Genomic DNA, 23,235 nt, shown 5'->3' on the forward strand with positions numbered 1-23,235 from the left:
CAATATCCCTCGCGAAGCGGACGCGGCGCGATTTTCGCCGCACCGATGGATTTGCACGGTCCACGGTTCCCGGTTTGCATGTCCGGCATCCGCCGTCGAGATGGCTTTCGATGAAAACAGGAGACAGATGCGCGTGACGACCAAAAGACCCACCGGCTTGCTGACGATCGGGGCCAACCGGTTTCCGTTCAGTCGCGCGCGGTTTCGCGCGAAATGCGTTACCCTTGCGTTTGGCGCCATTCAATGGCCGTGGCTCCTGCGCAGCCTTTACGGCGGCACCCGGGCGGAGAAGCAGGCGCTGCTTCGCCGGATCGACCTTCCCCAGGATGCATTGCCGCACCTCGGCAGCTGGAAGGCGGATACGTTCTTCCTGCATCGCATCGTGGATACCATCGAAAGCCTCCGTCCCGAAGTGGTGGTCGAGCTGGGTTCCGGGGCGTCGTCGCTGATAATCGCCAGGGCGCTGGCACTGAACGGCGGCGGGCGGCTGGTCAGCTACGACCAGCATGCGCCTTTCGTCGCCGGCATGGCGCAGTGGCTTGCCGAGCACGATCTTGCCGCCGAATTTCGGCATGCCCCGCTGTCGATTTCCGCTCCGAAATGGGGTGCCGACTGGTATCGGCTTGCGGAATTGCCCGCGTCGATCGACTTGCTGGTGGTGGATGGTCCGCCATGGTCCGTTCACCCCTTCATTCGCGGAGCCGCCGAAAAGCTGTTTCCCCTGTTGTCGCCTCGCGGCGTGATCCTGCTCGACGATGCGGCGCGGCCGGGCGAACAGATCGTCGCCTCGCGGTGGCGGCGCGACTGGAAGGAATTCGCGTTCGAGTTCGAAGCCGGGGGCACGAAGGGGATGTTGCGGGGCACGCGCTCCGGCTCCGCCGCCAATGCCCGGGATGCAGTTTCGACTTGAGCCCGGGTTTACGTACTCCCTCGATCAAAGCGGCCAGATGCAAGGCAGGGCCAAGCTGGGTCCAAGGTAGGGCCGAGGTAGGGCCGAGGTAGGACAAGGGCCAGGCCCCGGGGGGGCGGCGGTGCTTCCCCCCCATGTCGAGCAGCCCGTGCCCGGTACTGCTTCACGCCTTTCCGGAAGGACAGCCGGAAAGGCGTGCGCACTTGCGCGGGATGCGTTGGCGACTGTAGGTCCTGATGCCAACTGCACCGCAACGAAGGAGAACGCCGGGAGTGAGCGACATGGAGGATGTGCCCGAGGACAAGGCCGCGGATGATGCGGGCGTCGCCACCGGGCGATACCGTGCCCCGGCTCTCGAGAAGGGGCTCGACGTGATCGGGCTGCTGGTCGATGTCGGTCGTCCCTTGACGATGACGGAGATCTGCCAGCGCCTGCGCCGCTCGCAGGGCGAGATGTTCCGCATGGTGCAGGTGCTGCAGGCTCGCGGTTTCGTCGAGCAGGACCGTGCCACCGATGCCTATTACCTGACCGACCTTCTGTTCACGATGGCGATGCGCCAGCCGCCCACGCAAAGCCTTGTCGAAGTCGCGCTGCCCCGGATGCGCAAGCTGGCGATGGACATCGGTCAGTCGTGCCACCTGGTGTTCCATACCCGCGGCGATATCGTGGTGGTCGCGCGGATGGAATCGGATGAACAGATCGGGTTTTCCGTCCGCATCGGCCACCGCCTGCCCTTGCCGAAATCGGTTTCCGGCGCGGCCCTGTTCGCCTTCCAGCCCGATGACATTCGCGCGAAGTGGCTGTCGATGCTTTCGGTGAAGGGTGATCCGGCCGAACTGCGGGGCCTCCTTACAAGGGCGCAAGAGGCGCAGGCCAAGGGCTTCGCCAGCGCCGAAAGCTCGTTTGTCAGCGGGATCATCGATATTTCCGCGCCGATCATGCGCGGGGATCGCGCCGCGGCGGCGCTGACGGTGCCGTTCATTCGCCACGCCAATCTGCGCCATACCATTGAATCGACGACGGAGCTCCTGATCGAAACCGCGCGGCAGATTTCCGGACTGCTTCCGCACGCCGACAGCCGCGTCTGACACCGGCGTCCCCTGTCGGCATGCCGTGGCCGGCGGCGGCAGATTTCAATTGCATATATGAAGTTTGTTTTTGTATATGACAAATGAAAGCGGGCGTGGGCCTTGCTGCAGTCTGGGGGTGTGGGCGTGAGGCTCGGGTTTGGCGGGGCAGCGCTTGGCAATCTGTACCGCGCCGTCGATGACCGCGTGGCCGAGCAGACCCTTGCAGCCGCGTGGGACGGCGGCATGCGCCTGTTCGACACGGCGCCCTATTACGGTCTCGGCCGATCCGAACAGCGCCTGGGGGCGTTCCTGGGCCGGCGTCCCCGCGACGCGTTTCGCATTTCCACCAAGGTCGGCCGCCTGCTCGAACCCGATGCCGCGCTTGCGGGCGCGGGCGAGCGCCATGGTTTCGTTGCGCCGTTGCCGTATCGGGTGCGTTTCGACTACAGTTACGATGGGGTCATGCGATCGCATGAAAGCAGCCTTGAACGGCTCGGGCTGGATCGCATCGACATCCTGCTTGTCCATGACATCGGCGTGGCCACGCATGGCGAGGATGCGGCGCGCCACTTCGCCGATCTGGCCGAGGGCGGCTATCGCGCGCTCGATGAACTGCGCCGCGCGGGCGATGTCGGGATGATCGGCCTTGGCGTCAACGAATGGCAGGCCTGCGTGGAGGCGATGACGATCGGCCAGTGGGACCGGTTCCTGCTGGCGGGACGCTACACCCTGCTGGAGCAGGAGCCGCTGCACGGATTCCTGCCGGGTTGCCTGGCGCACGGGGCGAAAATCATTCTTGGCGGCGTCTTCAACAGCGGTATCCTGGCGAGCGGCACGCGCACCGGCGGACCAATGCATTATAATTATCAGCCCGCACCGCCGGAGGTGATCGCGCGCGTCGGCGAGATCGAGGCGGTGTGTGATGCGCACGCGGTCGATCTCGCGGCCGCGGCGCTCCAGTTCCCCTTGGCGCATCCCGCGGTCGAAGCGGTTATTCCCGGGCTGGCGCGACCTGCCGAGGTCGATCGCGCGCTGACGCTTGCCGGGCGGGCCATCCCCGACGCTTTCTGGACCGATCTCGTCGCCCGGGGACTTGTCGATCCGGCGGCGCCGTTGCCGGTGTCGCCGGTGGATGTCGGCGGATGATCCTCGATGCGCACCAGCACTTCTGGGTCATGGCCAATCCCTTCACCGACTGGCCGACACCGGGGATGCAGCCGATCGATCGCGATTTCCTGCCGGCCGATCTCGCCGCCGAGGCGGCGGGCGCGGGCGTGACCGCGACGGTCCTGGTGCAAGCCGCGCCCTGCCTGGCCGAAACGCACTGGCTGCTCGACCTTGCCCGCGCCAACCCGCTGGTGCGCGGGGTGGTGGGCTGGGTCGATCTTGCGGCGCCCGATGCGGTCTACCGGGTGACCGCGCTGGCGCGGCAACTGCTGCTCAAAGGCCTGCGTCCGATGCTGCAGGACATCGCCGAGCCGGGCTGGGTCCTGCGGCCGGACGTGGAGCCGGCGATGCGCGCGATGTCGCAGCTCGGCCTGGGGTTCGACGCGCTGGTCAGGCACGGGCAGATCGCCGATATCGCCGAGCTTGCCCGCCGGCATCCCGACTTGCGGATCGTGCTGGATCACGGCGGCAAGCCCGACATCGCCGGGGGCGGGCTATCCCCCTGGGCGCGGGACATAGAGGCGCTGGCTGCCCATCCCAACGTCTGGTGCAAGCTCTCGGGGCTGTGGACCGAGGCGGGCGGGGACCGTTCCGACAAAGTGATCGCACCCTATGTCGACCAGATCATCGCCTGCTTTGGAGCGGGGCGCACGATCTGGGGCAGCGACTGGCCGGTCATCCGCCTGGCCGGCGAATATCGCGACTGGCTCGCGCAGTGCCGCCGTCTGCTCGACGGGATCGGCGCCGAAGGACGCAAGCGGGTCTTCGCTCTCAACGGAATGGAATTCTATGGGCTCGCCGCAAGCTGAGGAAGGGCGGGGCGCGTTCCTGCTGCTGGACCCGGCGGACAATGTCCTGATCTGCACGCGCGACGCGGCCGAAGGGGATACGGTGGCGATCGACGGTATCCGGGTGCGCCTGTCGCAGCCGATCCGGCTGGGCCACAAGATCGCCCGGCAGGCGCTGCGCACGGGCGAGAAGGTCCTGCGCTATGGCGCGCCGATCGGCAGCATGACCGCCGACGCCGCGATCGCCGAGCATGTGCATTCTCACAACCTCGCCAGCGACTACATTCCCGCCCACGGGCGCGGCGGCGACATCGAAGGGGCCAACATCTAGTGGACAGCAGCGGCCCTTCGTTTTCCGGCTATCTGCGCGCGGACGGGCGCAAGGGCATCCGCAACGCGGTGCTGGTCGCCTACCTGGTCGAATGCGCGCATCACGTGGCGCGCCGGATCGTCACGGCCTGCGACGATCCGGCGGTGCAGCTTGTCGGCTTTCCCGGGTGCTATCCCAACACATATGCCGCCGGGATGATGGAGGCGATCGCCACCCATTCCAACGTCGGCGGCGTGCTGATCGTCTCGCTTGGCTGCGAAGGGTTCGATCGCGGTTCGCTGGCGGCGAAAGTCGCCGCCAGCGGGCGGCCGGTCGAAACCCTCGTCATCCAGGAAGCGGGCGGCACGCTGGCGACGATCGCGGCGGGCGTGGCGGCGGCCAAGCGCATTCGTGCAGCCGCCGCGCAGGTCAGGCGCGTGCCGATGGCGCTTTCCGATCTTGTCGTCGGCACGATCTGCGGCGGATCGGACGGCACCAGCGGCATCACCGCCAACCCCGCCGTCGGGCGCTGCTTCGATGCGCTGGTGGCGGCGGGCGCGACATGCATTTTCGAGGAAACCGGCGAACTTATCGGGTGCGAGCAGGTCATGGCCAGCCGCGCGATCACGCCCGAGCTTGGCGAAGCGATCGAGGCCAGCGTGGCCAAGGCGGTGTGGTACTACACCACGCTCGGCTATGGCAGCTTCGCCCCCGGCAATGCCGACGGCGGGCTGACCACGCAGGAGGAAAAGTCGCTCGGGGCCTATTCCAAGTCGGGCGCCTCGCCGATTTCGGGCCTGATCCGCCCGGGCGAACAGGCTCCGGGCGCGGGCCTTTACCTGATGGACGTGGTGCCTGACGGCGAAGTGCGCTTTGGCTTTCCCAACATCTCCGACAATGCCGAGATCGTCGAGATGATCGCTTCGGGTTGCCACGTGATCCTGTTCACCACCGGACGCGGTTCGGTGGTGGGATCGGCGATCTCTCCCGTGATAAAGGTCTGCGCCAATCCCGAGACTTATGCGCGCCTTGCCGGGGACATGGATATCGACGCTGGCCGCGTCCTGCTCGGCCAGGCGACTCTCGACGGGGTCGGGGGCGAGATCCTAGACAAGGTGATCGCGGTCGCATCGGGCGAGGAAAGCCGGTCCGAGGCGCTTGGCCATCAGGAATTCATCCTCACCTACAAGCAATTCGAAGCGAGCGGCCCGACCTGCATGCCGCTGGCCGCGCACAGGAGCAATGCATGAGCAGGCCATTCGACCTTTCGGGCAAGCGCGCGCTGGTGACCGGCGCCGGGCAGGGCATCGGCCGCGCCAGCGCCGAAGCCTTCCGCGATGCCGGGGCCGATGTTCTTGCCGCCGATCGCAACCCCCAGGCGCTGGCCGGGCTCGAAGGTTGCCGCACCCTGGTGCTGGATGTGACCGATGCCGCCGCGATCGATGCGCTGGCGGGGACTGAGGACGGGTTCGACGTGCTGTTCAATTGCGCGGGCTGCGTGCACAACGGCACCATTCTGGAATGCAGCGAGGCGGACTGGGCATTTGCCTTCGATCTCAACGTCACGGCCATGTATCGCCTGACGCGGGCCTTGCTTCCCGCCATGATCGCGCGTGGCGGCGGATCGATCATCAACATGGCATCGGTCGCCAGTTCGGTGATCGGCGTGCCGAACCGCTTCGCCTACGGGGCCAGCAAGGCCGCCGTGATCGGGCTGACCAAGGCCGTCGCCGTCGATTTCGTGCAGCAGGGCATCCGCTGCAATGCGATCTGCCCGGGCACGGTGCATTCGCCCTCGCTGGAGCAGCGGCTTGCCGCGACCGGCGATTTCGACGCGGCCATGGCGGCCTTCACCGCGCGCCAGCCGATGGGGCGGATCGGCCGGCCGGAAGAGATCGCGGCGCTGGCGCTCTATCTTGCCAGCGACGCATCGTCTTTCACCACGGGGCAGTGCCACGTCATCGATGGCGGCTGGTCGAACAGTTGAAGACCGGGAAATAAATCCCGCAAGGAGGGGGTATGGCGCTGGCAGGGACGAGATTGGCCGATGATGGCGGCGGAAAGACCGGAGAGGGCCTGTTCGATCGGGCACTGCTGGTGCCCTTCGCGGTTGTCTGCAGCATGTTTTTCATGTGGGCGATCACCAACAATTTCAACGATATCCTGATTAAGCAGTTCCAGAAGGCGCTTGAGCTTTCGCGGATGCAATCGGGCCTGGTGCAGACCGCGTTCTATTTCGGCTACTTCACCGTGGCGCTGCCGGCGGGCTGGGTGATGACCCGGCTGGGCTATCGCAACGGCCTGCTGATCGGGCTGGGGCTCTATGCGGCGGGGGCGTTCCTGTTCTGGCCTGCCGCCGAAGTGCGCGTGTTCGGCTTCTTCCTTGCCGCGCTCTACATCATCGCCGCGGGCCTCGCGTTCCTGGAAACCGCGGCCAACCCGCTCATCACCGTGATGGGGCCGGCCGGCACGGCAGCGCAGCGGCTCAACTTTGCGCAGAGCTTCAACGGCTTCGGCGCGTTCATCGCTCCGTTCATCGGCGGGGCGATGATGTTCTCGGGCGTGGAGCACACCCCGGCGGAGCTCGCGGCGATGACGCCCGGCCAGGTCGATGCCTATCGTGCAACCGAAGCCCATGCGATTCAGATGCCCTACTTCGGGCTTGGCCTGCTGGTGCTCCTGCTGGCGCTGGTGGTATGGCTGACGCGCTTTCCCCCGATGGACGAGGAAACGGCTGGCGATGCTTCCGCCGCACCCGGCATTCCGGCCTCGTCGATGCTGCGCCGCGCGGTGATCGCGCAGTTCTTCTATATCGGCGCGCAAGTGGTGATCTGGAGCTACTTCATCAATTTCGCGCAGGATCTGGTCGGCGTCGGCGAAATGCGGGCCGCGCATCTCCTCGGCTACAGCCTGATGGCGTTCATGGCCGGGCGCTTTACCGGGACCGCGCTGATGCGCTTTGTCGAGCCGGCGCGGCTGCTGGTGATCTTCGGCTTGATCGCGGCGCTGCTGTGCGGCGTCGCGATGGCGGCGACCGGCTGGGCGGCGGTGATCGCGCTCGGCCTGACCAGTTTCTTCATGTCGATCATGTTCCCGACGATCTTCGCGCTGGGCATTGCCGGGCTGGGCGCGAAGACCAAGCTTGGTTCCTCGCTCATCATCATGGCCATCATCGGCGGCGCGGTGTTCCCGCCGCTGGTCGGGCTAATCGCGGACAAGGCGCATTCGCTCCAGCTCGGCATGGCGGTGCCGCTGGCCAGCTTCGTCGTGGTGGCGGCGTTCGGTCTTTCCGCCCTGGGCAAGTCGGAAACAGGCGCCTGACTATGCGAGAAGTGTTCCTGCTCGATCTATCGGACCAGGCGCTGGCGGCGGCTTACGAGGACTGGCACCGGCCGGGCCGGGTTCCGCCGCAGGTCATCGCCGATATCGCTGGATCGGGCGTGACGGCCATGGAAATCTACCGCGCCGGCGACCGGCTGGTGATGGTGTGCGAGACCGGCGGCGAGGCAACCGCGGCCGACCGCGTGACCAGCGAAGCCTCCGCCGAGTGGGAACGCCGAATGGACCCCTTCCAGAAACCGCTGCCCGCCGCGCCGCAGGGCGTGAAGTGGCTGCGCGCCGACCGCATTTTCGACCTGACCGACCATATCGAGACAAAGGACCTGACATGAAGCTGCTGCGCTATGGAAATGCCGCCGGGGAACGGCCGGGGCTGCTCGACGCGGGCGGCACGGTGCGCGATCTTTCCGGCGTGGTGCGCGATATCGATGGCGCGGCGCTTGCGCCCGACGTGCTCGACCGCATCCGTGCGATCGATCCGGAAAGCCTGCCTGCGGTCGCCGATCCGGGTCGCCTCGGCCCCTGCGTGACCGGTGTCGGCAAGTTCATTTGCATCGGCCTGAACTATTCCGACCATGCCGCCGAAACCGGCGCCACCGTGCCGGAGGAACCCATCGCCTTCATGAAGGCGACGAGCGCGATCTGCGGGCCGAACGATCCGATCATCAAGCCGCGCGGCAGCACCAAGCTCGATTGGGAAGTAGAGCTTGCCTTCGTGGTCGGCAGCCACGTCAGCTATGCCGACGAAGATACCGCGCGCGCCGCCATCGCCGGCTATTTCGTCTGCCACGACGTGTCCGAACGCGCTTTCCAGATCGAACGCCAGGGCCAGTGGATGAAGGGCAAGGGCTGCGACAGCTTCGGCCCGATCGGCCCGTGGATGGTAACCGCCGACGAAGTGGGCGATCCCGGCCAGCTGGCGATGTGGCTGGACGTGAACGGCCAGCGCCGACAGGACGGCTCGACCCGCACGATGGTCTACAAGCCGGCCTTCCTGCTCAGCTACATGTCGCAGTTCATGAGCTTTCAGCCGGGCGACATCATCACCACCGGCACGCCCGCGGGTGTCGGGATGGGCTTGAATCCTCAGGTTTTCCTCGATGTGGGCGACGTGGTCGAACTCGGCATTGAAAAGCTCGGGACCCAGCGCCAGGTCGTGGTGGCGGCGGCCTGATCCGGACGATGACTTTGCCAGGCCGGTGCTCGATGGCGAAGATCGGGGACGCCCTCTCGGCGAGATCGTCCCGCTCGCCCGTTCGTGAAGGTTGAGATCGTGGCCGAGTCCATTCTCCTCGAGATCTGCGTCGAAACGATCGATGATCTTCACGCCGCCATCGAAGGCGGCGCGGACCGGATCGAGCTTTGTTCCGCGCTTGCGGTCGGGGGGCTGACGCCGTCGGCCGGCCTTGCCGCAGAGGCGGTCCGCGCCGCGCGGGCAAGGGGCCTTGCCGTTCGCGCCATGGTGCGCCCCCGCGACGGCGATTTCGATTACGCGCAAGCCGACCTGGCCGTCGCCGAAGCCGAAGGCGCGGCCCTGCTGGCGCAAGGGGTGGACGGGCTGGTGTTCGGCATGGGCCGCGATGGCATGCTCGACCGCGCCGCGATGGCGCGCTGGGTGCAGGCCATGCGCGCCATCCGGCCGGACGCGGGGCTGACGCTGCACCGTGCCATCGACCTGGCGGACGATCCGCTTGCGGGCGTCGACCTCGCGGCGGACCTCGGCTTCGACTGCATCCTGTCTTCCGGAGGAGCCATCCGGGCAAGCGATGGCCTGGGCGTGCTGAAGGCCATGCGCGCGCGCGCCGGCAACCGCCTGACGATCATGCCTGGATCGGGCATCCGCGCCGGCAACGTCGCGCACGTGATCGCGGAAACAGGCGCGCGCGCGGTCCACGCATCGGCCGCCGAAACCGATGGGCAATCGCCCGATCCGCGCGTGATCGCACTGGGCTTCGCGAACGGTCCGCGCCGACGGACCGCCCGGGAAGAAGTGCGCGCCCTGCGCCGCGCGCTTGATGCGCTTGCCGTGGGATGACCGGGATGCGGCGACGGGAACTGCTGGGCGGCGCGCTTGCCGCCGGGGCGCTGCCCTTGCTGGATCCGGCCGCGTCGCTGGCGCGCGGTGCCGCCGCCGAACCGGAATCGCCTTTGCTGCATGGCCTTGGTCCGCGCGGCGATGCACCATGGTTCCTGCCGCAGCCCGATCCTTCGCGCTGGCTGCTGGACGAAGGCTGGCGCTTTCATGAAGGCGACATCGTCGTCCCGCCGCCGGCCAGCCATCACGAAACCTACCTGTCGGTGAAGGCCGGCAATGCGCGCGGCGCGGCGGCGGTCGACTGGGACGACAGCGACTGGCCGGTGCTGCGCTTGCCGCACGACTGGGCTTCGGCCCAACCCTTCGTGCGCGAGGCCAACGTTTCGCAAGGCTACCGCCCGCGCGGCAAGGGCTGGTATCGCCGAACCTTCCGGCTCGACCCGGCCGATCGCGGCAAGAAGCTGGAGCTGCAGTTCGGCGGCATCGCCACCGCCTGCACGATCTGGTTCAACGGCAGTATCGTCGCCCGCAACACTTCCGCCTACAACGCGGTGCTGGTCGATATCACCCCCTTCGCCCGTTTCGGCGATGCCGACAACGTGATCGCCGTGCGCGTCGATGCCGATGCCATGGAAGGCTGGTGGTACGAGGGCGCCGGGCTCTACCGGCATGTCTGGCTGGCGAAGCGCTCGCCTGTCTGCATCGCTACCGACGGCGTCCATTGCGATCCCCGGCTGGTCGACGGGCGCTGGCAGGTGCCGCTGGCGGTCACGCTGGAAAGCGTCGCCGGCGAAGCGCGCATCGTTTCGGTCGCCGCCGTGCTACGCGACGGCGAAGGGCGAGAGATCGCGCGCGGCGCGGTGCGGGTTTCGGTCGGACCGCTGGCGAGCGCCGAGGCGCGGTTCGTGCTTCCGGCTGGGGAGCCCCGGCTCTGGTCGGTGGTCGATCCCGCGCTTTACGAAGTCGAAGTGACGCTCGATGGCCCGGACGGCGCCGATGCAAGGCGAATTCCCATCGGCTTTCGCACCGTCCGCTTCGACGCGCAGCGCGGCTTCCTGCTCAATGGGCAGCCGGTGAAGCTGAAGGGCGTCTGCCTGCATCAGGACCACGCGGGGGTCGGCATCGGTGTGCCCGATGCGCTGCTCGCCTGGCGGCTGCTGCGGCTGAAGGATCTGGGCTGCAATGCGATCCGCTGCTCGCACAATGCCCAGGCGGAGGAATTCTACGCCCTGTGCGATCGCATGGGTTTCCTCGTCATGGACGAGAACCGCGTCTTCAATCCCGCGCCCGAGAACATGGCCCAGCTGGAATGGCTCGTGCGGGCGCATCGCAATCATCCGTGCGTGGTGCTGTGGTCGGTATTCAACGAAGAGCCGATGCAGGGTACGCCCGAAGGGGTGGAGATGGTCCGCCGCATGCGCGCCGCCGTCCGCGCACTTGACGATAGCCGCCCGGTGACAGCGGCGATGAACGGTGCGTTCCACGATCCGGTCAACGTGTCGCAGGTCGTCGATGTGGCGGGGTTCAACTACTATCCCGGCGACTACGATCGCTTTCACGCCGCTCACCCCGATCTGCCGCTCACCAGTTCGGAAGATACCAGCGCCTACATGACGCGCGGAGCCTATGCCGACGATCCCCAGCGCCATGTGATCTCGTCGATGGATCGCGAAGCGGCGGGCTGGGGTGCAACGCATCGCCAGGCCTGGCGCGAAATCGCGCGGCGGCCCTTCGTGGCCGGGGGCTTCGTCTGGACCGGCTTCGACTATCACGGCGAGCCGACGCCCTATGCCTGGCCGACCATCGCCAGCTTCTTCGGCATTCTCGACCTCTGCGGTTTCGCCAAGACCGCCTATGACATCCGCCGCGCGCAATGGATCGACGGGCAGCCAGTGGTCGGCATCGCTCCGCACTGGACCTGGCCGGGGCGGGAAGGCCAGGAAATCGACATTCTGGTCACTTCCAACGCCGAACAGGTGCGCCTGCGCATGAACGGCGAGGTCATTGGCGAGAAGCCCTGCGACCGGATCATGGGCGCGGAGTTCAAGGCGATCTACCGCCCCGGCGTGATCGCGGCCGAAGCGCTGCAGGGCGGAAAAGTGGTCGCCCGCGCGGTGCATCGCACGGCCGGGCCGGCGGTCGCCCTCCGGTTGACCGCGACGCGCCGCGACTTGCGCGGCGATGGCGAGGATGTGGCGGCGTTCACTGTCGACACCGTCGATGCAAAGGGGGTTCACGTGCCGCTGGCGGACGCCAGGGTGACATTCCGGACATGGGGCGGCACGCTGATCGGCGTGGGTAACGGCGATCCCAACTGCCACGAAAGCGAGAAGGCGCCGGAACGTTCCTTGTTCAATGGCCTCGCCCAGCTGATCGTCCGTGCGGACGCGCGCGAGGGGCAGGTGTTGATCGAAGCGCGCGCGGCGGGCCTTGTCCCGGCCCGCATCGCGGTGCCGGTTCGTGCCGCGATGCGCCCACCGGCCATCGCGCCGCAACCGCCGCGCGCGACGATTGCGGAGCTGCGGTGTTCGCCGGCCTATGTCGAACGGCCCGATCCCGCACTTCGTCCGGCCGATGGCGACAACAACCTGTGGTCGTTCGTTCGCACGCCCTGGACCGCCGCGCCCGAGCCCGAAGCGCGCTGGCGCATCTATCGAGCGGCGGTTCCTGCAAGGCGCGCGCTGGTGAGGCAGGGCGGACGCCTGCTGTTCGAACGTCTCGCCGGCGTGGCGGAACTTTGGGTCGATGGCGTGCTGCTGGCACGCAAGGCCGATGCCGCGCCGGCGCCGCTGGCCGCCCCGCTGCCGCCCGGCGCGCGGGAAATCGCGCTGCTGGTTCGGTCCAGCCCCGGCGTACCGTCCGGCATCGCCGGGGCGGTGCTGGCCGAAGTCTAGCGCGGGGATTGTCGCCGGCACGGAGCATGGCACCCCAGAGCCTGATCGAGGCCCGCTCGCCTTTCGTCGAAGGTGCGGCGCCGCCGGGCCGGCGCGGACCAGGGCTTGGTGACGCGCGGCCCGGAGGGCAAAGCCTTGGCGGGCCTCAGGCCAGCGCGGCTTTCTTCTTCAAGCGCCAGGCATGGAGCAGCGGCTCGGTGTAGCCGTTGGGCTGCTCGACACCCTTGAACACGAGGTCGCAGGCGGCCTGGAAGGCGAAGCTGGTGTCCCAGTTGCCTGCCATCGGTTCGTAGAGCGGATCACCGGCGTTCTGCGCGTCGACCTTGGCGGCCATGCGCTGGAGCGAATCGAGCACCTGCTCGCGCGTGCAGACGCCGTGGAACAGCCAGTTCGCCATGTGCTGGCTGGAAATCCGCAAGGTCGCGCGGTCTTCCATCAGGCCGACGTCGTTGATGTCCGGCACCTTGGAGCAGCCGACGCCCTGGTCGATCCAGCGCACCACGTAGCCGAGCAGGCCCTGCGCGTTGTTGTCCAGTTCCTCGCGCACTTCCTGCTCGGACCAGTTGGCGCCGGCCGCCAGGGGGATCTCCAGCAACTGGTCGAGGCCCGGCACCGGCTGCGCGGAGATCTCCTCCCGCAGGCCGAACACGTTGACTTCGTGGTAGTGCATCGCGTGCAGCGTCGCGGCGGTGGGCGAAGGAACCCAGGCGGTGTTGGCGCCGGTCTTCGGGTGGCCGATCTTCTGTTCCATCATGTCGTGCATCTTGTCGGGCGCGGCCCACATGCCCTTGCCGATCTGGGCGACGCCCGAGAGACCGTGCGCAAGGCCGATGGCGACATTGCGCTTTTCATAGGCGGCGATCCAGGTGCTGCCCTTGATGTCGTTCTTGCGGATCACCGGCCCGGCGCGCATCGAGGTGTGGATCTCGTCGCCGGTGCGATCGAGGAAGCCGGTGTTGATGAAGACGATGCGGTCCTTCACCGCGTGGATGCAGGCGGCAAGGTTGGCCGAGGTGCGGCGCTCCTCGTCCATCACGCCCACTTTGACCGTGTTGCGCGCCAGCCCCAGCAGATCCTCCACCGCATCGAACAAATCGTTGGTGAAGGCGCATTCCTCCGGGCCGTGCATCTTCGGCTTGACGATGTAGATGCTGCCTTCGCGGCTGTTGCCGTAGCGGGTCAGGCCTTTCACGTCCTGGGTGCTGATGGCACTGGTGATGACCGCGTCCATGATCCCTTCGGGTATCTCGCCGCCATCGGGCAGGAGAATGGCCGGGTTGGTCATGAGGTGGCCGACATTGCGCACGAACAGCAGCGAGCGGCCGGGCAGCACGCCTTCCTCGCCCTTCGCGGTGGTCACCGTCTTGTTGCCGGCGAGTTGGCGGGTCATCGTCTGCCCGCCCTTCTCGAAAGTATCGGTCAGGTCACCGCGAATGACGCCCAGCCAGTTGGCATAGGCCTGGACCTTGTCCTCGGCGTCCACCGCCGCCACCGAATCCTCGAGATCGACGATCGTGGTCAGCGCCGCTTCCAGGACGATGTCGGCAATGCCCATCCGGTCGGTCTTGCCCACCGGATGCTCGTCGTCGAACACAACCTCGATGCCGAGGCCGTTGCTGGAGAACAGCAGCCCCTTCGCGGTCTCGCCCAGGTATTGCCGCTCGTTCGCGAGTTCGAGCACTTCGGGATCGTCAAGCTCCGCCCACGAGCCGGACTTGAGCGGCACCGCGCGGTCAAGGAACGCACGGCCCGCCGCGATCACCGCGGCGCCGCGAACCGGATCATAGCCCTTCCCCTGCGCCGGCGCCGCATCGAGCGCGTCGGTGCCGTACCAGGCATCGTAGAGGCTGCCCCAGCGGGCATTGGCGGCGTTGAGCAGGAAGCGCGCGTTGAGCACCGGCACCACCAGCTGCGGGCCGGCCATCGTCGCGATTTCGGGGTCGACGCCGCTGGTGCCGATGGTGAAGGCGCCGGGTTCGGGAACCAGATAGCCGATCTCGCGCAGGAAAGCCTGGTATTCGGCTTGGTCGATCGGCTTGCCGGCATGCTGAACGTGCCAGGCGTCGATGCGCGCCTGCAGGGCATCGCGCTTTTCCAGGAGCGCGCGGTTGCGAGGGGCGAAATCGCCCAGCAGCCCGGCCAGACCCTGCCAGAACGCGGCCGGCTCCTGCCCGATCGGCGCCAGCACCTGCTCATCGACGAACTTCGCCAAACCGGCGTCAACCTGGAGGCCGGAACGTTCAACCCTGTCTGTCATCTTTCCTCGCACTGTTCCAAACGCGCATGCCGCACCTTGGGCACGCAGCGCACATGACGATCACCAAAACTGCCCTGGGGAAGGATCGCGAGCCCTATGGCGCATGGGTATGCGAATGGCAACAGCGGGCAGGACCGGAATATCGGCGCGCCATATCGGCGCGGCTTACACCGCGCGTCGAAATGGCTTACATTCAAGCCATTGTTAAGGATCGGATTCGGCGGGAACGCGCGATTGGCACGAACGTTGCTGAAGGGGGACGACGACAAGAGGACTGGAATGCTTCGGAAAATCAGCCGCCTGTTCACGATCAAGACGCGCTGGGAAGCGTACATGATTATCTATGCGCTGGCGCTGGGCGCGGTGGAGCGCGGCAGCGTCTACCTGACGCGGTTTCCGGGATTCGGCGGCAAACTGCTGTTTCTCGCCTGCACCGGCGCGGTATTCATGGCCGGCGCCAAGATCCTCGATTGCATCCGGTACGAACGGGCGCAGCGGGCGCCGGACGAAGCCCCGCCCACCCCCGCGGAGATCACCCCTGCCGAGATAACGCGGGAAGCCGCCTGAACGGCCGCCATCCTGGCAAATCCAGGATTGCCGCACGCAACCCGCCGCCTCGCGACAACGAAGGGAGAAGGTGAGCCTCGCCGCACGAGACTTGATCCCGTCGAAAGGCTTCGCCGCGCGGCCCAGGCCGGAAGCGGCAAGGAAAGTGGGGTGATTCTGTTGCCAGGCTCACCCCGGGCCCCTGGAATCCGCTTCTGTTGACCGGTGGGTCCAACCGCGTTCTAGCTTTGTAACTTCAGGCCGCTAGGCCCTAGAATTACGCGGCGAGAGCAAGTGCTTCGTTGTCGTTGGCACTTATGAGTTTTGAGCCTTTAACGGGTTACTCAGCCCGGACGAAAACACCGCTTTTCAACACACGTCGATCCTAGTTCGGCCCCGTCATCAACACCGCCGCCTCCCTGTCGTGGAGCGCGGTGATGGTGGTGGAGCCGCCGGGTACCGCCCCCGGGTCCGCTGCGTCTATTGTACGGCGCAGTTTATCGTCATAGCCGGCACATGTCCGGCAGGTGCCCATATAGAGGATCGCGCCTGAATGTGAAGTGAGCGATCAGCCTTTCTTGAGCGCGTCGCGAATCTCCGCGAGCAGTTCGATCTCGGTCGGCCCGGGGGGAGCGGCGGGCGCTTCCGGCTTGGGAGCGGCCAGGAGCTTATTGGCCTGCCGCACGATCAGGAAGATGATGAAGGCCAGCAGCAGGAAGTTGATGGCGGCGGTCAGGAACGCGCCGTAGCCCAGCATCGCCACCCCGGCCGCCTTGAGCGCCGCATAAGTCATCTCGCCATGGTAGCCGGCCGGGATATCGCCAAGCACGATGAACTTGTTGGAAAAGTCGTTGCCGCCGGTGAACAGGCCGACGAACGGCATGATGACGTCGTCGGTCAACGATGTAACGATCTTGCCGAAGGCGGCGCCGATGATGACGCCGACGGCAAGGTCAAGCACGTTGCCGCGCATGACGAAGGTCTTGAACTCCTGGAACATGGGTTCGTGGTCCCCTTTTTCTCGATGGCCGCCACTGCTTGGGCCGGCATCGCGTTCCTGCCACAGACACCATGACGTCACAATCTTGCGAAGGATGACGGCGAAGGATCGGCTGTCCTTGATCCGACACCGGGGAACGCTATCTAACGCACGACGCCGGCGACGCCGGTGCCAAGAGGAGGATCGTATCCCATGAGCCTTTCGCACGCCGCCCGTAAGGGCCGCGCCCTGATCGTATTGATGGCAGCGCTTTCATTGGCCGCCTGCGGCTTCAACTCGGTGCCCACCAAGCAGGAAGCCGCCGCGGCCAAGTGGGCCGACGTTCAGGCCGCCTTCCAGGAACGCGCCAACCTGGTCCCCAACCTCGCCGCCGTCGCCAAGGGCGCGGCGGAGCAGGAGAAGGCGATCCTTACCGGCGTCATGGAAGCGCGCGCCAAGGCCACTTCGATCCAGATCAATGCGGAGGATCTGAAAGATCCGGCCAAGATGGAACAGTATGCCGCTGCCCAGGGCCAGCTTTCGCAGGGCCTCGGCCGCCTTCTCGCCAGCGTGGAAGCCTATCCGGACCTCAAGTCGATCACCAATTACCAGATGCTGCAAAGCCAGCTGGAAGGCCAGGAAAACCGCATCCGCATCACCATCCGGGACTACAACGCGGCGGTGCAGGACTATAACACCGAAGTGCGCACCTTTCCGACGATGATCGGCGCCCGCCTGCGCGGCGCGGAGCCGCTGGTCCCCTACAAGGCGGTGACGCCGGGCGCCGAAGTCGCCCCGAACCTCGAAGGCAAGATCTGAGCCGGTGATGCGTATCGGGGCCGCGCTGGCGGCCATCCTGGCGGTCTTCTGCGCCGTTCTCGTCCCCCAGGCGGGGATGGCGCAGGAGTTTCCGAAGCTGACGGGGCGCGTCGTCGATGCCGCCAACATCATCCCCGATGCGGAGGAAGCCCGCCTGACGCAGAAGCTCGCGGCGCTGGAGCAGCAATCGCGCCGCCAGCTGGTGGTGGCGACGATCCCGGACCTGCAAGGCTACGAGATTGCCGACTACGGCTATCAACTCGGCCGCAATTGGGGGATCGGCCAGAAGGGTGACGACAACGGCGCCCTGCTGATCGTCGCCCCGAACGAGCGCAAGGTCCGCATCGAGGTGGGGTACGGCCTGGAGCCGGTGCTGACCGACGGGATGAGCTTCCTCATCATCAACAAGGCCATCGTCCCGCGCTTCAAGCAGGATGACATGGCCGGCGGGATCGAGGCGGGAACCGACGCGATCATCAAGCAATTGACCCTGCCGCCCGAAGAAGCCCAGAAAATCGCGGCGGAAGCCGACCAGCAGCGCCAGCAAGGCGGGGGCTTCCCGTTCGGCGCGGTGGTCTTCATCGCCGTGATCCTGATCTTCTTCGTCATCCCGATGATCCGCGAGGCGCGCGGCGGCGGTCGGCGGCGGTTCGGCGGCGGGCCGATCATCTGGGCGCCCGGCCTCTTCGGCCATGACGACGACCATCGCGGCGGAGGCGGCTGGGGTGGAGGCGGCTTCGGCGGCGGCGGATTCTCCGGCGGCGGCGGCAGCTTCGGCGGCGGCGGATCGAGCGGCAGCTGGTAGAGGAGATCGGACATGCCCTCCCCCATCAACCACCTTTCCGAAAACGACCGTGCCCGCGTCAGCAAGGCGGTGGCAGACGCGGAAGGGCTCAGTTCGGGCGAGATCGTCACGATCATCGCGGAACGTTCCGACGGCTATACCGACGTCGCGCTGAGCTGGTCGGCGGCGGCGGCCTTGCTGGCCCTGGCGGCGCTGGCGATCGCGCCCGACTTCTACCTGGGCCTCTACGACCGCCTGCTGGCCGACTGGGGCCACGAATGGACGCCGCGCGCGATTCTGACGCTGGCGGCGGGGGTCGCCACGATCAAGTTCGGCGCGATGATGCTGCTCCAGCTCTGGCGGCCGCTCAAGTTCTGGCTGGTCCCCGCGCCGATCAAGACCATGCGCGTGCACGACCGCGCGATCCGCGCCTTCCGCATCGGCGCCGAACGTCGCACCACCGGGCGCACCGGCGTGCTCGTCTATCTCTCGATGCGCGAGCACCGCGCCGAAATCGTCGCCGACCAGGCCATCGCCACCAAGGTCGATCCCGAAGTCTGGGGCGACGCCATGCAGGCCATGCTCACCCATGTGCGCGAGGGACGCGTGGCCGACGGCATGATCGCCGCCATCGAGAAAGTCGGCGCGATCGTGGCCCCCCACTTCCCCCGCGCCGACGACGACGTGAACGAACTTCCCGACAGGCTGATCGAAGTATGACCTTCTCCGACCATCATGACGCCGACAAGCCCGAGGAAGTCATGTGGGAAGGCCGCTTCATCACCGCCAAGCGACGGGGCCGGTGGGAATACGTCGGCCGCGCGCGCGGCATCCATGCGGCGGTGATCCTTGCGATCGATACCGCTGGAAACGATGGAGAGCACGTGATCCTGGTCGATCAATACCGGGTTCCGCTGGGCAGTCGCTGCATCGAGCTGCCCGCCGGCCTCGTCGGCGATCACGACGATTGCGCCGGCGAAGATGCCGCCGTGGCCGCCGCGCGGGAACTGGAAGAGGAGACCGGCTACCGCGCGGGCCGCATGGATACGATCGGCGAATTCCATTCCTCGCCCGGCATGGTCAGCGAAAGCTTCACGCTGTTCCGCGCGCACGACCTGGAAAAGGTCGGCAACGGCGGCGGCGTCGACCACGAGGACATCGTCGTCCACCGCGTGCCGCTCTCCGGCATCGGGCAGGCGATCGACGGCTGGCGGACGCAAGGCTATGCCATCGACGTGAAGATGCTGACGCTGCTGGGCGCGCGGCTGCTGGGCTGAAGCCGGGACCCGCCATGCGCACCCGGCTCAGCATATGCAGAAGGAAAGCCCGGTTCGCGAGCGAGGCGGACGCGCTCCGGGTCGCCGAACAGGCCGCTTATCCCCTGCGCCCCTATCGCTGCGACCGCTGCTTTCTATTCCACCTCACCGGCCGGACCAAGGGCAAGCGCATACCGCGCTTCGCCCTGGACCGGGGGAATATCACAGCGTCGTGAAGATCGCGCCGAAGTCCTTGCCGCCGTTGCCGGCCTCCACGAAAGCCTCGTAGATCGCCTTGGCGTGCTCGCCCATCGGCACCGAGGCGCCGGCGGTGCTCGCGCCCTCCATGGCAAGGCGCAAGTCCTTGAGCATCAGCGCCGAGGCGAAGCCGCCGGCATAGCCGTTGTCCGCCGGACTGGCGGCACCGACACCCGGGGCCGGGGTGTAGTCGTTCAGGGACCAGCAGTAGCCCGTGGACTTCGAGCTGATCTCATAGAACTTCTGCGGATCGAGCCCCGCCTTTTCGGCCAGCGCCAGTGCCTCGCAGGTGCCGATCATATGGATCGCCAGCAGCATGTTGTTGCACATCTTGGCGACCTGGCCGCTGCCGATGGCGCCGGCATGGATCACCGCCTTGGCCATCGGATCGAGCACGGCCCGGGCCTTCTCGAACGCTTGCTCGGTGCCGCCGACCATGAACGTCAGCGTGCCGCCGTTGGCGGCCGCGATGCCGCCCGATACCGGCGCATCGACCATCTGGTATCCCGCCGCCTCGGCCAGCGCCGCGACTTCGCGCGCGGTGGCGAGATCGATCGTCGAGCAATCGAGGAACAGCGCGCCCTGGGGCGCCTTGCCGATCACGTCGGCGGTATAGACGCTCTTCACGATGGCGCCGTTGGGCAGCATGGTCACGACCGCGTCGACATCCGCGACCGCATCGGGAACGGCGGTGAAAGTCGCGCAGCCGTGCTCCTTCGCCTTGGCCAGCGCCTCCCCGGAAAGATCGAAGGCATGCACCTCATGCCCCGCCTTGACGAGATTCGCGGCCATGCCGCCGCCCATGTTGCCAAGACCGATGAATGCGATCTTCACGTTGTCTTCTCCTTCATCGTCTTATTTTCCCTTCCAGGCGCCCGGACGCTTCTCGACGAAGGCCGCCATGCCCTCGGCCTTGTCCTCGGTCGCGGTCAGCACCTGGAACATGCGGCGCTCCATGACGAGGCCGGTGTCCAGCGTCGTCTCGAACGCGATGTTGACCATCTCCTTGTTCATCATGGCCGCGAGCGGCGGCATCGCCGCGATCGTCTCAGCCGACTTCAGTGCCACTTCAAGGAGCTTCTCGGCCGGCACGACCTGGCTCACCAGGCCCGCGCGCTCGGCCTCGGCGGCATCCATCATGCGCCCGGTAAGGCACATGTCCATCGCCTTCGACTTGCCGACCGCGCGAGTCAGGCGCTGCGAGCCGCCCATGCCCGGTGCGACGCCCAGCTTGATTTCGGGCTGGCCGAACCTGGCGTTTTCCGAAGCGATGATGAAGTCCGCCATCATCGCCAGCTCGCAGCCGCCGCCCAGCGCGAAGCCGTTGACAGCGGCGATCCAGGGCTTGCGCGTGGTCTTGACGATCTGGCTGGTCCAGCCGGCGAAGAAATCCTCGGAATAGAACTCCGCGCTCGGCTTGTCGGACATCTCCTTGATGTCGGCACCGGCGGCGAAGGCCTTGTCGCCCGAACCGGTGATGACCGCGCAGCCCTGCGACTTGTCGCCCTCGAACTTGGCGAAAGCATCAATCAGTTCCACCAGCACCTGCGAATTGAGCGCATTGAGCGACTTGGGGCGGTTGAGCGTGATGAGGGTGACGGCACCCTTCCGTTCGACCAGGATCATTTCGTAGCTCATAGGGGCTTCCATTCCTCTTCCACGGGGAGCGGCGCGAAGATCGCGTCCAGCAAGTCGTCGGTCACGCCTTCGGGCGTGGCAGGCCGCCACTTCGGCGCCTGATCCTTGTCGACGATCACGGCCCGCACGCCTTCGGCGAAATCAGGCAGCGTGAGCGTGCGCGAACCGATGCGATACTCCATCGCCATGTTCTCGGCGAAACTGGCCAGCCTGGCGGATTCGGCCAGTTGGCGCAGCGATACCTTGCAGGCCTGCGGGCTCTTGGTCCGCAGCGCGGCCAGTTCCTTCGCCGCCCATTCGCTGTCGTCGCCTTCCAGCGAGGCGAACACGTCCTCCAGCCTGTCGAACGCGAAATGCTTGCGGATCGCGGCGGCGTGGGACGCGATCTTCGGTTCGGGCGGCGTCACCGCCAGCGCCGCGAGCACGCCGCCGATCTCGTGCCCGGCGGCGATGCGCGCCTTGGCCTCGGGCAGCGTTTCGGACGGCAGGTAATGCGTGGCCAGCCCGGCCCAGAGGCATTCCGAACCGTCGAGCCGGGCACCGGTGATCGCCAGGAACTGCCCGACGCGGCCTTCAAGGCGCGAAAGATACCAGCCGCCGCCGACATCCGGAAACAGGCCGATCCCGGTTTCGGGCATCGCGAAACGGGTGTTCTCGGTCGCCACCCGGTACTTGGCCGGTTGCGAGATGCCCACGCCCCCGCCCATCGTGATGCCGTCCATGAAGGCGACGACGGGCTTTTGATACGTGAAGATCTGGTGGTTGAGGCGATATTCGTCGAAAAAGAACTTGCGGCCGGCCGCGCCCCCGTCCTCCAGCGCGGACTGGCGCAGCAGGTTGATGTCCCCGCCGGAGCAGAAGCCCCTGCCTTCGGCATGATCGAGGATCACCGCCTTGACCTGTGGGTCATGCGCCCATTCGGCCAGGATCGCCGTCATCGCCTGGCACATGCCGAGCGTCAGCGCGTGGATCGCCTTGGGCCGGTTGAGCGAGATGTGCCCGGCGACCCCATCGCGCCGGGTGAGCAGTTCGTCGGTCATCACTTCAGCAGGTCCCGGCCGATAATCATGCGCATGACTTCATTGGTGCCCTCAAGGATGCGGTGAACGCGAAGGTCGCGCCAGAAACGTTCGATCGGATAGTCCTTGAGGTAGCCGTAACCACCGAACAACTGCAAGGCGCGGTCAACCACCGAGGAGCCGGTGTCGGAGGCGATCATCTTGGCCATGGCGGCGAAGCGGGTCTTGTCGGGCGCGCCGGCGGTCACCTTGGTGGCGGCAAGGTACAGCAGCGCGCGCGCCGCCTCCAGTTCGGCGGCCATCTGCGCGAGCGTGAACTGGGTGTTCTGGAACTCGGCGATCGGCTGGTCGAACTGCTTGCGATCCTTGACGTACTGGACCGCCTCGTCAAGGCAGCGCTGCGCGCCGCCCAGCGAACAGGCGCCGATGTTGAGGCGGCCGCCGTCGAGGCCGGCCATCGCGAACTTGAAGCCGTCTCCCTCGGCACCGACCCGGTTTTCGGCCGGGATCCGGGCATCCTCGAAGACCACTTGCGCGGTGGGCGAGGAATTCCAGCCCAGTTTCTTTTCCGGCGCGCCGAAGCTGACGCCCGGCGTGTCCTTGTCGACCACGAAGCAGGATATCCCGCGCGACTTGTGCTCGCCGGTACGGGCCATGACGAGATAGACGTCGTTGACGCCGCCGCCGGAGATGAACTGCTTGGTGCCGTTGACCACGTAGTGATCGCCGTCGAGCCGCGCCGAAGTCTTCAGCGCCGCCGCGTCCGATCCAGATCCGGGCTCGGTAAGGCAATAGCTGGCGATCTTCTCCATCGTCACCAGTTCGGGCAGGTAACGGTCCTTGAGCTGCTGGTCGCCGAAGCGGTCGATCATCCAGGCGCCCATGTTGTGGATGGAGATATAGGCCGACGTCGCCGGGCAGCCATAGGACATGGCCTCCATGATAAGCGCCGCGTCAAGGCGGCCAAGGCCGATGCCGCCGCTCTCCTCCGAAACGTAGATCGCCCCGAAGCCCAATTCGCCGGCGGCCTTCCAGACGTCCACCGGATAGTGGTGCCGTTCGTCCCACTCGGCCGCGAACGGCGTGATCCTGTCCGCGGTGAACTTGCGCGCGGTCTCCTGGATCGCGACCTGGTCCTCCGTCAGCCCAAACTGTTCGATCATTGC

At 66.8% G+C, this 23,235-nt stretch carries 23 protein-coding genes and 1 other RNA gene; 17 read left to right on the top strand and 7 right to left on the bottom strand.

What is annotated here, in order from left to right; all coding sequences use genetic code 11:
* Positions 1-133: 133 nt before the first annotated feature.
* The 12 genes from BM052_RS00075 (at position 134) to galA (ending at position 12,513) form a co-directional block, all read left to right on the top strand.
* Entirely contained in the window at positions 134-910 is a 777-nt protein-coding gene (locus tag BM052_RS00075; RefSeq protein WP_255405859.1) for a class I SAM-dependent methyltransferase, read from the top strand.
* A 281-nt stretch (positions 911-1,191) separates the two neighbouring features.
* The gene (locus tag BM052_RS00080) at positions 1,192-1,998 is read left to right on the top strand and encodes an IclR family transcriptional regulator (RefSeq protein ID WP_255405904.1); all 807 of its coding nucleotides are present in this window, start codon (positions 1,192-1,194) and stop codon (positions 1,996-1,998) included.
* Positions 1,999-2,124: 126 nt separating this feature from the next.
* On the top strand, positions 2,125-3,126 hold the full coding sequence (locus BM052_RS00085) for an aldo/keto reductase (RefSeq protein WP_177198259.1): 1,002 nt from the start codon (positions 2,125-2,127) through the stop codon (positions 3,124-3,126).
* On the top strand, positions 3,123-3,956 hold the full coding sequence (locus tag BM052_RS00090; protein ID WP_091141897.1) for an amidohydrolase family protein: 834 nt from the start codon (positions 3,123-3,125) through the stop codon (positions 3,954-3,956). The genes BM052_RS00085 and BM052_RS00090 overlap by 4 nt, the downstream gene beginning before the upstream one ends.
* Complete coding sequence (locus BM052_RS00095) at positions 3,937-4,266, top strand: UxaA family hydrolase (protein ID WP_091141899.1); 330 nt, start codon at positions 3,937-3,939, stop codon at positions 4,264-4,266. Before BM052_RS00090 ends, BM052_RS00095 begins: the two co-directional genes overlap by 20 nt.
* Positions 4,266-5,495, top strand: coding sequence for a UxaA family hydrolase (locus BM052_RS00100; protein ID WP_091141901.1), 1,230 nt, complete (start codon positions 4,266-4,268; stop codon positions 5,493-5,495). The genes BM052_RS00095 and BM052_RS00100 overlap by 1 nt, the downstream gene beginning before the upstream one ends.
* Positions 5,492-6,232: an SDR family oxidoreductase gene (locus BM052_RS00105; protein ID WP_091141902.1), complete on the top strand. Its 741-nt coding sequence runs from the start codon at positions 5,492-5,494 to the stop codon at positions 6,230-6,232. The genes BM052_RS00100 and BM052_RS00105 overlap by 4 nt, the downstream gene beginning before the upstream one ends.
* Positions 6,233-6,264: 32 nt before the next feature.
* A complete protein-coding gene (gene fucP, locus BM052_RS00110) occupies positions 6,265-7,566 on the top strand; it encodes an L-fucose:H+ symporter permease (protein ID WP_091141904.1) in 1,302 nt (433 codons plus the stop codon).
* Positions 7,567-7,568: 2 nt separating this feature from the next.
* On the top strand, positions 7,569-7,916 hold the full coding sequence (locus BM052_RS00115) for an L-rhamnose mutarotase (protein WP_091141906.1): 348 nt from the start codon (positions 7,569-7,571) through the stop codon (positions 7,914-7,916).
* Complete coding sequence (locus tag BM052_RS00120) at positions 7,913-8,758, top strand: fumarylacetoacetate hydrolase family protein (protein ID WP_091141907.1); 846 nt, start codon at positions 7,913-7,915, stop codon at positions 8,756-8,758. The genes BM052_RS00115 and BM052_RS00120 overlap by 4 nt, the downstream gene beginning before the upstream one ends.
* A gap of 99 nt (positions 8,759-8,857) precedes the next feature.
* Positions 8,858-9,619, top strand: coding sequence for a copper homeostasis protein CutC (locus BM052_RS00125; RefSeq protein ID WP_091142947.1), 762 nt, complete (start codon positions 8,858-8,860; stop codon positions 9,617-9,619).
* On the top strand, positions 9,616-12,513 hold the full coding sequence (gene galA, locus BM052_RS00130; RefSeq protein ID WP_091141909.1) for a beta-galactosidase GalA: 2,898 nt from the start codon (positions 9,616-9,618) through the stop codon (positions 12,511-12,513). The genes BM052_RS00125 and galA overlap by 4 nt, the downstream gene beginning before the upstream one ends.
* A 145-nt stretch (positions 12,514-12,658) precedes the next feature.
* On the opposite strand, the gene BM052_RS00135 is transcribed toward galA, so the two are convergent.
* Positions 12,659-14,770, bottom strand: coding sequence for a malate synthase G (locus tag BM052_RS00135; RefSeq protein WP_091141911.1), 2,112 nt, complete (start codon positions 14,768-14,770; stop codon positions 12,659-12,661).
* 279 nt (positions 14,771-15,049) lie between these two features.
* Here BM052_RS00135 and BM052_RS00140 point away from each other — a divergent pair, with 279 nt between their 5' ends.
* Positions 15,050-15,337, top strand: a complete 288-nt coding sequence (locus BM052_RS00140; RefSeq protein ID WP_255405860.1) for a hypothetical protein — start codon at positions 15,050-15,052, stop codon at positions 15,335-15,337.
* Positions 15,338-15,481: 144 nt separating this feature from the next.
* Here the strand turns inward: BM052_RS00140 and ssrA are convergent.
* Positions 15,482-15,880, bottom strand: a transfer-messenger RNA (tmRNA) gene (gene ssrA, locus BM052_RS00145).
* Between the two features lie 4 nt (positions 15,881-15,884).
* Positions 15,885-16,316: a large conductance mechanosensitive channel protein MscL gene (gene mscL, locus BM052_RS00150; RefSeq protein ID WP_091141913.1), complete on the bottom strand. Its 432-nt coding sequence runs from the start codon at positions 16,314-16,316 to the stop codon at positions 15,885-15,887.
* A 192-nt stretch (positions 16,317-16,508) separates the two neighbouring features.
* Here mscL and BM052_RS00155 point away from each other — a divergent pair, with 192 nt between their 5' ends.
* From BM052_RS00155 to BM052_RS00170, 4 genes are read left to right on the top strand one after another with little or no spacing between them, the layout of a single operon-like run.
* Entirely contained in the window at positions 16,509-17,114 is a 606-nt protein-coding gene (locus tag BM052_RS00155) for a LemA family protein (protein WP_091141914.1), read from the top strand.
* A 7-nt stretch (positions 17,115-17,121) separates the two neighbouring features.
* Entirely contained in the window at positions 17,122-17,919 is a 798-nt protein-coding gene (locus tag BM052_RS00160; protein ID WP_091141916.1) for a TPM domain-containing protein, read from the top strand.
* Between the two features lie 12 nt (positions 17,920-17,931).
* Positions 17,932-18,618: a TPM domain-containing protein gene (locus tag BM052_RS00165; protein ID WP_091141917.1), complete on the top strand. Its 687-nt coding sequence runs from the start codon at positions 17,932-17,934 to the stop codon at positions 18,616-18,618.
* Positions 18,615-19,175, top strand: a complete 561-nt coding sequence (locus BM052_RS00170) for an NUDIX hydrolase (RefSeq protein WP_091141919.1) — start codon at positions 18,615-18,617, stop codon at positions 19,173-19,175. Before BM052_RS00165 ends, BM052_RS00170 begins: the two co-directional genes overlap by 4 nt.
* A gap of 201 nt (positions 19,176-19,376) precedes the next feature.
* Here the strand turns inward: BM052_RS00170 and mmsB are convergent, their stop codons facing one another.
* From mmsB to BM052_RS00195, 4 genes are read right to left on the bottom strand one after another with little or no spacing between them, the layout of a single operon-like run.
* Positions 19,377-20,246, bottom strand: coding sequence for a 3-hydroxyisobutyrate dehydrogenase (gene mmsB / locus BM052_RS00180; protein WP_091141923.1), 870 nt, complete (start codon positions 20,244-20,246; stop codon positions 19,377-19,379).
* Positions 20,247-20,267: 21 nt separating this feature from the next.
* Positions 20,268-21,050, bottom strand: coding sequence for an enoyl-CoA hydratase-related protein (locus BM052_RS00185; RefSeq protein ID WP_091141925.1), 783 nt, complete (start codon positions 21,048-21,050; stop codon positions 20,268-20,270).
* Positions 21,047-22,090: an enoyl-CoA hydratase/isomerase family protein gene (locus tag BM052_RS00190; RefSeq protein WP_091141927.1), complete on the bottom strand. Its 1,044-nt coding sequence runs from the start codon at positions 22,088-22,090 to the stop codon at positions 21,047-21,049. The genes BM052_RS00185 and BM052_RS00190 overlap by 4 nt, the downstream gene beginning before the upstream one ends.
* Positions 22,090-23,232, bottom strand: a complete 1,143-nt coding sequence (locus BM052_RS00195; protein WP_091141929.1) for an acyl-CoA dehydrogenase family protein — start codon at positions 23,230-23,232, stop codon at positions 22,090-22,092. Before BM052_RS00195 ends, BM052_RS00190 begins: the two co-directional genes overlap by 1 nt.
* Positions 23,233-23,235 lie beyond the last annotated feature (3 nt).

Origin of the sequence: Novosphingobium sp. CF614 (genome assembly GCF_900113255.1) — a bacterium.
GTDB lineage: Bacteria > Pseudomonadota > Alphaproteobacteria > Sphingomonadales > Sphingomonadaceae > Novosphingobium.